We start from the raw sequence: 12,660 nt of genomic DNA, 5'->3' as shown, positions 1-12,660 counted from the left end.
TTATGACCGGCATTTTCAACGCTCATGACTTCCAGAGGAAGGCCCGCCAGCGCCTGCCCAGGATGATCTACGATTTCATCGAGGGCGGCGCAGGGGATGAAAGCGGGCTTGACGCCAATCTCGCCGCCTTCAGGGCATGGCAGTTTCTGCCGCATCGCCTTCGGGACGTCAGCCGCCGCGATCTGACCGCGCAGTTGTGGGACCGCAGCTACAGCCTGCCGATCTATATCGCTCCGACCGGGTTCAACGGCGCGCTGCGTCCCGGTGCGGATGCGATGCTGGCCCGCGCCGCCGCCCGCGCTAGCATCCCCTTCGCGCTCTCCACGGCCTCGTCGGAATCCATCGAGGAGATCGCCCGTGCCGGCGACGGCGACAAATGGTTCCAGCTTTACGTCCTGCACCGCGAGATCTCGGCTGCCATGTGCTGCCGGGCGCGCGATGCCGGTTATTCGACGCTCATGCTGACGGTCGATGTCCCCCTGAACGGCTATCGCGAACGCGACATGAGGAACGGTTTCGGCCTGCCGCCGCGCTATACGCCGCGCTCGATCTGGGACGGCATCACCCATCCCGGCTGGTCGCTCGATTACCTGCGCCATGGCGTGCCGAAACTCAAGAATTTCGAGACGACCGGGACACAGAACGCCGAGGTGCAGGCCGCATTGATGAAGCGGCGGATGGATGCCAGCTTCGATTGGGATGCGCTGGCCGGGCTGCGCGATCTGTGGCCGGGAAAACTGATGGTGAAGGGCATCCTGCGCAAGGACGACGCCCGGCGCTGCGCCGATCTGGGGGTGGATGCGGTGATCCTGTCGAACCACGGCGGCCGGCAGCTTGACGATACCGTCTCCCCGGTCGCCGTCTTGCCCGAAATCGCGGCCGAACTCAAAATCCCCGTCTTGATCGACAGTGGCATCAGGCGGGGGGCGGATGTGGTCAAGTCGCTGTGTCTTGGTGCCGGCCTGGCCGGCATCGGGCGGCCGGCGCTCTACGCCGTGGCGGCTGAGGGCGAGGCTGGCATCGACCGGTTGATCGCCATCCTTCGCGACGAGATGGACCGCGCTCTGGCGATGCTGGGCGTTGCAGCCCTGTCGGAACTGGAGGCGTCCCTCATGCGATGCGTGTGACCGGCCGATCTCCGACAACGAGCGCGCCCTGGCTCGACGTATTCCGCCTCGCTCCCCGGGAGCCTGATCCCCCGCCCAGGTTCGAGCGCATCCTGAGCCTGAGGATCATCGATCACGACGGGCTTGCCAGCGTTCCCGGCGTCTCGCCGTCCTCATAGATGCCGAAAACGCCGCCGCACCCGTCGGTCGCGTCTTCGACGACTTGGTCAGGTTAGGCGAGCCGATCGTTCGGCGCGCTTATGGCGACGAAGCGCAGGCCGGAAAAACGCTCGGCGATGCGCTCCTGTTGGCACAACAATATGGCTGCGCCTTCCACTGGCGGGCGGCTTCACGGCGCGCTCTCCAGTCGATATGCTTCTTCGGCTTTGGGCTGCGGAATCGAACAGGACCGTCCTTCAGTCTGGGTCTATTGTTCATACTCAATTGATCGACAAATCTGAAACAAATGCAAACAGTAATCCAAATGCATGTGGTGCAGGCGGGTGTCATTCCGGAGATGAAATAATGTGGAAAATTGCGTTTCTGTCTGTAATTGTTGTCGTTGTTGCCGGTTGTCAGGCGACAAGCCAAAGCAATATCAATCCGGAATTGCAACCCGCTTTCGGTAGCAATCGCGGCGCACCGGGCGGCAACCCGTATCTCGAGTGGCAGCGGGGCTTCTAAGGCGAAGATTGCCCAGGCCGTGCCTCGACCGCCTGACTTGATGGCCGATGTATTCAGACGCATCGGCGTCTCCGGGGTTGCTGGCGACAACTGCTCTGGCCGGTGGCGCACCAATCCCGATGGATCACGCAAAGCGGCTCCCGATCCCAGGCTGATCCCGATTGTCGACAGGTCCGATCGTCGGAGCGTGCGGCTGCGCGCCGCGCATGTCGGCGTGAAAGCCAGGCGGCGAGGACGGGCCGTGACGGCGACTGAGGCCGTGTGGATGCATCGGCATTCCACGCCGGACTGGCAGGAGCGGCGCCGCTATCTGGTCGAGAGGATGGAACTATTGCGAGCCGCTTGAAAACGCAGCCGCTCGAAGATTGCAACACACCGCCGGCGCGCTCGCGATGGCGGTGCCGGCTGTTGGGGGAGCGGGCTTGCGGGTGGCGGCCTTGAAGACCATTTATTGCTCAGGTCGCGGCGGATCTGGCCTGCGGCCATCGCTTGCTCAAAGAGACCACGCAGCAATCCGAGGAAGTGATGATGGACGACAAGTGTCCTTTGCCCGCAGAGATCTGCGATGAGGCCGCGCCGCGCCGGGTCGCCACGACTTGGGAAGCCATCGAATGGATGGCTCGGTTGAGCCCGCCAAATTCCGGTCCCAAGGTCCGCCATGCGCACCTGTCGCGACGCGCTCGACGGCCGGTTGGACGTGCATTGCAGGCGATGAGGGATGCCGTCGGCGAACTGGGGCATACGCGCCGTCCAGCATGAGGGCCTTGGAACGCAGGGAGCGGCGCCTCACGCGCCGCTTCACAGCAGGAGGAGCCTATGAACAGGAAGAATTTTGCACGTGCCGTTTTCTTAAGGAACGGAGAACGCCTTCGGCGCGAGGTCACATGCGTCGGTGAGGCGCTTGCGTTCCTGGCCGAATGGCCGCAAGCGCGCCGTGGACCAATCTACGACGCCGCTTCCCGGGCCTGCGAAGCTGCCCAGCGCGGCGAGATACCAGCCTCCTATGCGTACGAGGCCTTCACCGGCTTCGCCCGCGCAGCGAACATCCTCGACCAGGCGCCTGTCGAGATCGAACCGTGGATGGTCGCCTCCAAGCCCGGTCGAGGTGGCATTCCAGCCTAGTCGGCCTGGTGGGACTCTCGAGGATAGCGCAATCGACATCGTCGGGCACCGCTCGACATGGCTGCAACGGCGTTTGCTCGGCGGTCGGCGCAAGCCTGGGGGCAGGTGGTACCGCTGGGGGCGCCGCACCGGCAAACATGTGATCGGCGGTTTGTGGTCGCATTCCGACTATGATAGCGCCCTTCGATCGAAAGGGAGCGAACGGGCAAGATGCTCGAAATTGACGAGAGCTACTGGAATTCCTGGCTCCGGTGGCATCTTTACCGGAGGTTCCGCAAACGGCCTCGTGACGCCTTCAAGGGCGCTTTGCTGAGAATGCGAAGGCTGCTTCGGGAGTTGCCCGAGGGAGCGCTTGCGATCGACTGCGGGGCGAATGTCGGCGACGTCACCGCGTTCCTGCTTGCCAGGGGCCTCAAGGTCATCGCATTCGAGCCCGACCCCGCAGCGCTCGACGTGCTGCGTTCGCGCTTTCCTGAAACCCCTGGCTTGACGATCGAAGCGAAGGCCGTCGGGGCAAAGCCCGGGCGCGCGCCTTTCTACCAGACGCAGTCGGCATCCTCAGGCGAGATCGCCGACACGATCGCTTCGTCCTTGGTGCGCCGCGACGTCCATATGAGCGCGCCGGTATCGGAGGTCGAGATCGTCGATCTCGTGGCATATGTCGAGGCGCTGCCCGAACCGGTGCGGCTATTGAAGCTGGACATCGAGGGTTACGAGGCGGAGGTCCTCGAGGCCATCCTCGACGCGGGCCTCGATCGCCGGATCGATCTCATCCTGGTCGAGACCCACGAGCATTTCTCCGAGCAACTCTCGCGCCGTCTCGGCGCGATCCGCGAGAGGATGGCAACCGGGCGGATCGACAACATCTGCCTGGGGTGGCGCTAACGCGCTTCTCCCGAAAGTGTTCAGCGGTTTCGGGAAAAGGACATGCGCCAAAATCAAGAACCTACGGCATCCTTCTTCACAAGCACGCCGCAGGACGTTCCAGGGTCGCCAGCCTCCTCGGGCGAAGGCGAGTCGTCGGATGGCTTATGTCTTGCCGTTGGCCCTAATGCACAGTATTGACGCCACAGGTCGAGGCGCCTCGCGCCGAAGCAAGGAATGAGGGACATGTCCGCACGCATTTTCAGCCCCGCCAAAACGGCGATGCAGTCCGGTAAGGGCAAGACCGGTCTCTGGGTGCTCGAATTCGATCCGGAAATGCCGCGCAAGATCGATCCGCTCATGGGCTACACCAGTTCGGGCGACATGAAGAGCCAGATCAGGCTGACCTTCAGTTCGCAGCAGGAGGCGGTCGCCTATGCCGAAAAGAACGGGCTCGCCTATCGTGTCGAACTGCCCAAGGAAACGCGCCGCCGGCAGATTTCCTATGCGGAGAATTTCCGCTATGACCGCAAGACCCCGTGGACGCACTGAAGCTTCCGATCAGGCGCATCCACGGCTTCGCCGGCTAGGCCGGCGCGGACGGTCCCGTAGCTCAGCTGGATAGAGCACCGGCCTTCTAAGCCGATGGTCGCAGGTTCGAATCCTGCCGGGATCGCCAACGCATCAAGTGGAAATAATTATCTTTTTTGGCTTCGATGGTGCGTCGCGAAAGCCCGAAGTCCGCCCTGTAGACCCGTAGCGCGCTATGGCAGTTATGCGAACGTTATGGGCTGCCGCTCATTCGAATCCTGACACGTGACAGGTGAAGGAAGTACCCCTCCGGCCGACGAGTTCCGTCGCGGCCGTTGGCCGCGTTCCAACATTTCATCCGCCTTGTACTCATCTTTCCTGCTGTTCCATGGCTGGCAGCATGGAATGACCTTGACTAGGATACGCCCGCATTGGACGGGCGGTCCGTTTCGGGGGCATCAATGCGAACAGGGCTTTGGATCAGTCTGGCTCTTGCGCCAGCTGCAATGTGGCAAACTTGCGTAGCGAGTGAGCTGCAAATCCCCGCAGCGCGGTATCCCGATCTTCCTGAAACGGCTTCGGAGCTCCGGGATTTCGTACCGGTTGGCTGGTACTTCGAAGCAAAAGCGGAAGGTGATTTGAACCGCGATCGAGTCAACGACGTCGTATTCGTACTGCGGGAGGACAATCCGGCCAACATAGTGGCGAACCTGGACGGGCTGGGCTCCAATAGCCTGGATACAAATCCACGAATCCTTGCCGTCGCGTTTGGCACTGAAGGCCGGGCAAACTACCGTCTCGCGCTCGCCAATCACACCCTCATACCAAGGCACGAAGACCCGGTTTTGGACGATCCATTCGCCAGCCCAGGAAGTTTGGCAGTCGCGAGAGGAGCGTTCTCGGTCACTCTCGGCTTTTTCGCCAGCGCGGGCGGTTGGGAGATGGGGCAGACGAAACTGACGTTCCGTTTCCAGGATGACGGCTTTGAATTGATCGGATTGGACCGAAGCCGGACGCATCGCGGCACAGGCGAGACGGAAGAAGTCAGCATCAACTTGTCGACGGGCCGTGCAAGCACGATTATTGGCAACATCGCGGAGGACGAAGCCCAAGAAGCGAAGTGGCAATCTCTCAGGGGCGCCAGGCGCTATACTATCGACCAGATAACAGACGCACTGCGGTTCGACCCCCGCGAACCCTAAAGCATGTCTCCCGAAAGTGGGCACCGGTTTCGGGAAAAAGACAGTGCGCCCCGAGCGCGTGTTCCACCAGTGCAGGAAGTATCCACCCAGTGAGTTGTCGCTTGAACTGGTAGCTGGCAGGCGGTTTGTCCGGGTAACTGGATGGATCGAAGCCCTGCGACAAAGTCCGCCTTGGGCGGTTGAGCGAGCCGATGGGCCGTAACGTGAGTGAAGCCTGAGCAGGCCTCGAAAGTGACGTTGCGGATGCCGACCCGCCTGTCTTTCGGGGAAGGCTGCGGGGATGGGGAAGCAACCGTCATGCGCACCCATCTCGATCCGCCGGGGTAATGGGCACGGCACGTCGGCAAAGGTGGAACGCGTGATCGGGGGAGGTCCGTTCTGGCCGGCGCGAAGGCCCCGCCGGGCTTGCCAGCCCGGCCATCGTCCTCCGTCGGCGCATAGTCCTCGATCTCTTTCAAGCCTATGTCCGGCGCTTCTTGGACCTATAGCGGACCCAGACATATCCGCCGACGACGACCAACGCAGGCAGGCCGATGCCGAGGGTCGGGCTGGGCGCGGAACGACTGACGCCGCCCCTATCCGCGTCTTCGTTCTGTAGTTGCGAATCGAGACCGCCAACGACAACGCCTGCGAGCACGGTTGCGCCGGCGACGGTTGCCAGGAGCATCGGCATAGCGCCGGTCGAACTCAACAATCTGAGCTTCATCGTTTCTCTCCACGTGCACTGCGCGTTGCCTGGAGGACCATCGAGGTTAGCGGTGATCGGCCGGGACTGCACCTGTGCGTAGGGCGTAATCGACTTAAGCAGAATTGATGCTCCCGCGCCTCGGACCGGTCGGCGCGCTCAGCGCTTCCGCCATATCGAGCTGCTGTCTCTCCTGCCTTCGGTGCTCATGGCACGGCCGCCGCCATGCTCGCCATGATCGCGGCCGTGATCGGCGAATCGATGGGAGCAAACGAGGGGATCGGCTACATCGTGTCTTCGGGCAGGAGAACAGCGATACGGCCGTGGTCATCGGCATGGTCCTGTTGCTATCCCTCATCGGCTGGGCTTTCTATGAGATCGTTGAACTGATCCGGCGCCGTTCACTCGGTCGCTGTCAGCTTGCTTGAGGTGAAATGATGGCACGTGTCTTCCTCTGCGTTCTCGATTCCGTCGGATGCGGCGGCGCGCCGGACGCGGCACGTTACGGCGACGAAGGGGCCAACACGCTGCTTCACATCGCCGAGGCATGTGCTGGCGGCCGCGCCGAGCAGGGGCGCAGCGGTCCGCTTGACATCCCCAATCTCGATTCGCTGGGGTTGGGAGCTGCCATCCAGCTCTCCTCCGGCAAGGCGGCACCCGGTCTGGGCGCCGTTGCGGCCGGGCGCTGGGGCGTCGCGGAAGAAAGCTCGGCCGGCAAGGACACGCAGTCGGGCCATTGGGAGCTCGCCGGCGTGCCCGTCACCCGCGACTGGCACTATTTTCCGCGCACGGTCCCGGCTTTTCCCGCAGAGCTGATGGGCGAACTGGTCACCCGTTCCGGCATTCCCGGCACGCTCGCCAATTGCCATGCGTCGGGAACGGACGTGATCGACCGGTTCGGGGTGGAAAGCATCACGAGCGGCATGCCGATCGTCTATACCTCGGCCGACAGCGTCGTGCAGATCGCAGCCCATGAGACGCATTTCGGGCTCGGCCGGCTGCTCGATCTGTGCCGGGTCGCGGCCGAGCTGTTCCATCCGCTCAATGTCGGCCGCATCATCGCCAGGCCTTTCGTCGGCGAGGCGCCCGGCAGCTTCGTCCGGACGCCCAACCGCAAGGACTTCGCCATCGCGCCGCCCGATGGCACGATCTGCGACCGGGTGATCGCCGCGGGTGGCGCGGTCCACGCGGTGGGCAAGATAGGCGATATCTTCGCCCACAAGGGCATCACCGATGTCGCCAAGGGCGCCGACGACATGGCGCTCTTCGACCGCGTGCTCGACTGGTGCGACAGGGCGGAGCCCCGCGACCTTGTCTTCACGAACTTCATCGAGTTCGACAGCCTGTGGGGGCATCGCCGCGACGTGGCGGGTTATGCGAGAGCGCTGGAGGCGTTCGATGCACGGCTGCCGGAACTGACCGGCCGGCTGCGGCGGGGCGATCTTCTTGTCATTACTGCCGACCACGGCAACGACCCGACCTGGCGCGGCACGGACCACACCCGCGAGCGTGTACCCGTGCTTGCGACCGGACCCGGCATCGACGGCAAGGAACTCGGCATCATGCCTTATGCCGCGGTCGCCGAACTGGTCGCTTCGCATCTGGGGATCGGAAGGTGACGTCTGGCTTCCAAGCGCAGGCTGAACGAACCTTCAATTCCCGATTCAATTATGGCGAGCCGCGCGCATTCGAAAGCGCTTGGGTGTCACTGTCACCTTGAAGCGACGCCTCGGCGCGAACGCAAAATCCTGGCCGAGGTCCTGAAGGTGATGTCGGAAGGGTTACGGGCCTCGGAGCCAGCCGGCAGCCCGCAACCTCGAGCCGGGACGTGCGGGATCTGGCTTCAGAACATCATTATGTCGTCCGCCGACAACGCGTAGCCATTCTCCAGAACCGCAATGAGCACCTTGGAGGCTGCCCCGTTGCCGTCCGCATCGAAGTAGAGCGATTTGCTGGGGGCGTCCCACATGAAGCGGTCGTCGGCGTCGAGCGCCTCGGTGCCGGTGCGGAACGACGAAGCGCCGAGGGCGCCGGCATATGTCGGGTGATCCACAAAGATGAGATCGTCCGCATCGAAGTCGACAATGGTGTCGGCGCCGGCCGTCGCCATGGTGGCGTAGCGGAAGATGAACTTGTCGGCGCCCGACACTCCGAAAAGGCGATCGTTTCCGGCTTGGCCTTCCAGGTTGTCATTGCCGGCGTAGCCCACCAGTAGGTCGTTGCCGGCGCCCCCATAGATGCGGTTATCCCCGTTGTTGCCGTTGATGCGCTGTGCCACCTCGTTGCCGGTCATGTTGATGGCCCCGGTGCCGCTAAGCGCGGTGGTGGAGAAAGTCTCGATATGCTGTCCTGCTGCCAACTGGTAGCTGGTGTAGGTGTAGACGACGTCATTGCCTTCTCCGGCCGCTTCGATGACGCTGTCGCCGGCATTGTCGACGTAATACCTGTCGTCGCCCGCGCCGCCCGTCATCTTGTCGGCACCGCCGCGACCGTTCAGGATGTTCGCGCCCGAATTGCCCTTGATGATATTGTCAATCTCATTGCCGGTGCCGTTGATGTCGGCTGTTCCCTCCAGCGTCAGCATCTCTATCCGGCCGGACGCATGATCCGGGTCGATCAGGCTGAAACTGACCGACGCGATCACGAGATCGTTGCCACTCCCGGCCATACCGGAATCCTCGACATAGTCGCCGGCGTGGTCGACATAGAAGGTGTCGCTGCCGACACCGCCGATCATGATGTCGGCTCCGGAACCGCCGTCCAGCCAGTCGTTGCCGTAACCTCCGTCGATTATGTCTTCGCCGGCGCCGCCATGGATGATATCAGCGCCATCGCCGCCGTAGATGGTGTCGAAACCGTCATTGCCATAAAGCTGATCGTTTCCTCGTCCTCCGTCTATATAGTCGTCGCCCATCCAGCCGGTGATCTGGTCGCCGTCCTCGCCGCCATAGATCTCATCGTTGTTCGCGCCGCCGTCGATGATGTCCGCACCATCGTCGCCGTAGATCTTGGCGCTACCCGCTGCCACATCGCTGTAATCGATCGTATCCTCACCTTGTCCGCCGTAGATGTGAACTGTTCCGCCAAATGACGAGAATATCGTATCGTTTCCATCAAGTCCGTAGATGACGTCCGAAACGGCATTGTTGATATTGTCGGCGCCAAGGGTTCCTACATAAGTCGGCATTGTCCCGTCTCCGTGTTGTTTTCGAGGGACGCACCGCTAACAGGGATCGGCACCGCGCGTATGGACGAGGCGGAAGCACTTATCGCAAAAAGGGAACTCAGGACATATTTTCGTTTTGATTTCGAATTTCGTCGCCGATCGAGATTTCGAAATCGTGCGAAGTCGCCGCACTAGTTCGGTTTGGGCTTGAGTTCCTGGTCGGCGCGCTCGATCAGCAGCGAAAGCTGTTCATGGACAGCCCTTGCCGTGCGCAGCGTCATTCGCAGCCTGGCGGCGATGACGGCTTCCGGGTCGTTTCCGGCGTCGACGTCTCCGTCGATGACCAGCGTGCCAAGCGACAGGCAGACGACACCGCCCATCAGCCTGCTTTCTATGATGAGGTCGGTGAAGACGCTGGCTATACCGTCGTCGCGTATCTCGAAGCGTTCCTGACCCACAGCGATTGTCCGAGCTTTGCTCATTTTCTTACTCCTCGTTTGGCGCGGCCGCCGCCGCCGCGCCATCCGCTTTCCCGTAGGATAACGCCGCCGCCCCCTTGAAGTTTTCAGCACCAAAGGGATGAGCCCGCTTCTACGATTGGATAGGGGTGGTGGCCTCGAAAAGGCCACAAAGGCTTCCGCTCAGACGTTGTCGTATACGAAGCTGCTGCCGCCGCCGGCATAAAGAATCAGCACGAAGCCGGCGAGAACCGCGAGGGCAAAGACAAAGACGGCGACCCAGTTGATGTCCTTGCCCGGTCCGTCGGTCATGGTGTTGCCTTCTGTCCGACGGTCGTCCTCTCCGGTGCGCCATAGACATCGGACAGCGGCCGTTTCGCGAAGGTCTTGCCGATCTTCTCTTCGAGCAAACCGACAACGAGACCGATGACGCCCTGTCCGTGGCGCAGGTGCAATATGTCCAAATAGTCGGCGGGTTGCGGCTCCGCCCAGACCGTATCGCTGCGGAAGATGATGTTCGGCGCCCCCGCGGCGGCAAACTGCCGCTGGAGAGCAGCGGTCATCGACCGCACATAGTCGACCGAGGCGGGATCGAGCTTCAGCTTGGGATTGAGCGGCGGCATGAAGACGATCACAGGCTTGCCCGTTGCGGCCAGGGTGCGAAGATTGGCCGCGAACAGCCGCATGCCCAGCCCCTCCTCGCCGAGGTCGCCCATCAGCATCAGGTTGCGGTAGCTGCGCAGGCCGGCGGCAGCTTCGGGGATGGGAAGCGTGGCGATGTCGGGGAAAAGCCAATTCATCCACGTGCCGACCATCGGCCCGTCCCGGACATGTTCTGCAGGCTTGCGCTGCGGGAACGGTGGAAGGGGAGAGGGCGACAGCCTACCGAAAAGGGCGAAACGGTCACGTATGACCGGAAGCGCCCCTGCAAGTAGCTGGAATCCGATTTCATGCGGCCTGAGCAGCCGCGCCATCACGGCGAAGTCGAACCGCGTCGCGCCGGGAAGCCCGAGGACGGAGGCGCGCTGTCGGGACAGCGTGAATTGCAGCAGGTCGTTGAGCATCCAGACCGGGTTCGCCTCGACGACATAGGCATCGATTTCGGGCTGATGGGCCGCGAACAGTACGGCGCGCCTGACATCACCCATACGCACGCCCTGAAGCAGATATTCCTGGATCCTGACCGGCCGCCCGTCCATGGAAACGAGATAGCGCGCCAGCACATCGGTCATTTCGTAGCCCGACTTGCCCATCAGGCGCCATTCGGACGGCGCTTTGCGGATGGAAATCGGCGAACCCGAGATCCAGGCGATGTCGAAGCGCCCGTCATCCTCGCCGGGTGAACCGAGCGCGGAGCCCGGCAGGAAGCCGCGCGGATCGTCACGGTCGAGCCAGCGCCTTATGGCGCTCGACGAGCCAGCGTCCGGTGTCGGAAAGACGGGGATCGGCACAAACGCCCGCGCCACATCGAAAGCGGCGAGGGCGGCGGCGACGACCACCAGGGCGATCACGATCTCGCGGAACGTCCAGGCGCCGAAAGTGCGTTCGATCCAAGGCTGAAAATCCAGCATGTCAGCGCCCTACATCGGCGTGCCGAGGAACAGGCGGCCATAAAGCGCCAGCGCTTGCCCGCTGTCCAGGACCAGAAGGGGCAGGCTGAGCGACACGTAGGAGAACACCAGTGCGGATTTGAGGGCATGGCCGTACCAGGGCTCCGGACCGGGCTTCTTGCCTGCGCGCCGCCGGCGCTCGGTCAGCCAGCGGTGCGCGACGGCAATCGTTCCATGGAAGATGCCGAACACCACCATCGGCAGGGCCAGGCCGTGCCAAAGCGCAATGACCATGATGCTGGCGAAGGCGGCGGCGTAGTGACGGCCGGGGCGCATGCCGCCAAGCGGGACGAAGACGTAGCGCTGCGTCCAGCGCGTGAGGCTCATGTGCCAGGCGTTCCAGAAGGCCTGCGGGTTGGTTTTCAGGAATGGATTGGCGAAGTTCTCCTTCAGCTTCAGTCCGAGGATGCGTGCGGCCCCGATTGCGACGTCGCTGTAGCCGGAGAAGTTCGCGTAGAAGAACAATCCGTAGAGCAGGAGCGCGCCCCAACTCGCCCACACCGACGCGTCGCCGCCCCGCCACATCACCGCCGCGCCGCGCTCCAGGAGCATGCCGACCGCGAAGATCTTCACGATGCCGAGCATGACACGGAAAATGCCGACCGCGACATCCCCCGCCTTGGGCCATCGGGACGAAGGCTTGTCCGCTCTCACTTCCTCATATTCGGCAATGGGACCAAGTGCGAGGATCGGCGGAAAAAAGCCGTAATAGAGCACGCGATCGAAGCTCAGCGGCGGCAGCAGGCCGAGATAGATCTTCAGCAGCAGGTCGAGCGCGCGGAAGGTCGCGAAGGAAAGACCCAGCGGCACGACGATGCCGACCAGGGCGTCCGCGAACCCGAAGCCGGGAGCCGCCGCCCAGAGAACCTTCGCCGCGAATTCGTTGAGCGAGGGGACAAAATGTGCAGGAGCGAGCTTCCACGCCACCATCGGCGCGAGGGGAACGACGACGACGACGGCAAGAGCGAGGTTCGCATTGGAGGGCCGCCGCTCCGCCTGCGCGGCAAGGTGCTGCAGCAGCCAGACCGCGACCCAATAGGCAATGAAGAAGGGCAGGAAGCGCGGCGCCTGGGCGTAGATGAGATAGAGCCCGGCGAGGGTCGATGCGACCCGGAAGGCGACCGGGTGAGGGAAGGCGGCCCTGACGGCGAGCAGGATCGGGACCAGGAAAAAGAGATCCAGGAAGAAGCCGAAGAAACCGCCGCTGCCCATCACGCATGCCTATCGAGTGG

General features: G+C 63.0%; 13 protein-coding genes and 1 tRNA gene. 7 read left to right on the top strand and 7 right to left on the bottom strand.

From position 1 onward, the window contains the following. Nucleotides 1–2 precede the first annotated feature (2 nt). Nucleotides 3–1,127, top strand: coding sequence for an alpha-hydroxy-acid oxidizing protein (locus JN280_RS28435; protein WP_202307291.1), 1,125 nt, complete (start codon nt 3–5; stop codon nt 1,125–1,127). A gap of 237 nt (nt 1,128–1,364) precedes the next feature. Here JN280_RS28435 and JN280_RS28430 read toward each other — a convergent pair whose 3' ends face one another. Beyond that, nucleotides 1,365–1,853 (bottom strand): hypothetical protein, encoded by a 489-nt coding sequence (locus JN280_RS28430; RefSeq protein WP_202307290.1) that lies wholly within the window; start codon nt 1,851–1,853, stop codon nt 1,365–1,367. Nucleotides 1,854–2,606: 753 nt separating this feature from the next. On the opposite strand from JN280_RS28430, the gene JN280_RS28425 reads away from it, so the two are divergent. The 5 genes from JN280_RS28425 to JN280_RS28405 all read left to right on the top strand — a co-directional run bounded on the left by JN280_RS28425 (nt 2,607) and on the right by JN280_RS28405 (nt 5,509). Beyond that, a complete protein-coding gene (locus JN280_RS28425) occupies nt 2,607–2,912 on the top strand; it encodes a DUF982 domain-containing protein (protein WP_202307288.1) in 306 nt (101 codons plus the stop codon). A 210-nt stretch (nt 2,913–3,122) separates the two neighbouring features. Next, nucleotides 3,123–3,797 (top strand): FkbM family methyltransferase, encoded by a 675-nt coding sequence (locus JN280_RS28420; protein ID WP_202307287.1) that lies wholly within the window; start codon nt 3,123–3,125, stop codon nt 3,795–3,797. Between the two features lie 225 nt (nt 3,798–4,022). Continuing rightward, nucleotides 4,023–4,328: an ETC complex I subunit gene (locus tag JN280_RS28415; protein WP_202307286.1), complete on the top strand. Its 306-nt coding sequence runs from the start codon at nt 4,023–4,025 to the stop codon at nt 4,326–4,328. A 50-nt stretch (nt 4,329–4,378) separates the two neighbouring features. Continuing rightward, a tRNA-Arg gene (locus tag JN280_RS28410) sits at nt 4,379–4,455 on the top strand. Between the two features lie 313 nt (nt 4,456–4,768). Further along, nucleotides 4,769–5,509, top strand: a complete 741-nt coding sequence (locus JN280_RS28405; RefSeq protein ID WP_202307285.1) for a hypothetical protein — start codon at nt 4,769–4,771, stop codon at nt 5,507–5,509. Between the two features lie 460 nt (nt 5,510–5,969). Here JN280_RS28405 and JN280_RS28400 read toward each other — a convergent pair whose 3' ends face one another. Beyond that, nucleotides 5,970–6,215 carry a hypothetical protein gene (locus JN280_RS28400; protein ID WP_202307284.1) on the bottom strand — a complete coding sequence of 82 codons (246 nt, stop codon included), beginning with the start codon at nt 6,213–6,215 and terminating at the stop codon, nt 5,970–5,972. 416 nt (nt 6,216–6,631) lie between these two features. On the opposite strand from JN280_RS28400, the gene JN280_RS28395 reads away from it, so the two are divergent. Continuing rightward, on the top strand, nt 6,632–7,813 hold the full coding sequence (locus JN280_RS28395) for a phosphopentomutase (protein WP_202307283.1): 1,182 nt from the start codon (nt 6,632–6,634) through the stop codon (nt 7,811–7,813). 224 nt (nt 7,814–8,037) lie between these two features. On the opposite strand, the gene JN280_RS28390 is transcribed toward JN280_RS28395, so the two are convergent. The 5 genes from JN280_RS28390 to JN280_RS28375 all read right to left on the bottom strand — a co-directional run bounded on the left by JN280_RS28390 (nt 8,038) and on the right by JN280_RS28375 (nt 12,640). Next, complete coding sequence (locus JN280_RS28390) at nt 8,038–9,381, bottom strand: calcium-binding protein (protein ID WP_202307282.1); 1,344 nt, start codon at nt 9,379–9,381, stop codon at nt 8,038–8,040. Between the two features lie 170 nt (nt 9,382–9,551). Continuing rightward, nucleotides 9,552–9,842 (bottom strand): hypothetical protein, encoded by a 291-nt coding sequence (locus tag JN280_RS28385; RefSeq protein WP_202307281.1) that lies wholly within the window; start codon nt 9,840–9,842, stop codon nt 9,552–9,554. 159 nt (nt 9,843–10,001) lie between these two features. Then, complete coding sequence (locus tag JN280_RS40035) at nt 10,002–10,130, bottom strand: hypothetical protein (protein ID WP_274609041.1); 129 nt, start codon at nt 10,128–10,130, stop codon at nt 10,002–10,004. Further along, entirely contained in the window at nt 10,127–11,389 is a 1,263-nt protein-coding gene (locus JN280_RS28380) for a hypothetical protein (protein ID WP_202307279.1), read from the bottom strand. The genes JN280_RS40035 and JN280_RS28380 overlap by 4 nt, the downstream gene beginning before the upstream one ends. 9 nt (nt 11,390–11,398) lie before the next feature. Next, nucleotides 11,399–12,640, bottom strand: a complete 1,242-nt coding sequence (locus tag JN280_RS28375) for an MBOAT family O-acyltransferase (RefSeq protein ID WP_244743619.1) — start codon at nt 12,638–12,640, stop codon at nt 11,399–11,401. Nucleotides 12,641–12,660 lie beyond the last annotated feature (20 nt).

The organism is Mesorhizobium sp. L-8-10 (assembly GCF_016756635.1).
Classification (GTDB): domain Bacteria; phylum Pseudomonadota; class Alphaproteobacteria; order Rhizobiales; family Rhizobiaceae.
The sequence above is the reverse complement of the archived record's forward strand: the minus strand, read 5'-3'. Positions and strand labels throughout refer to the sequence as shown.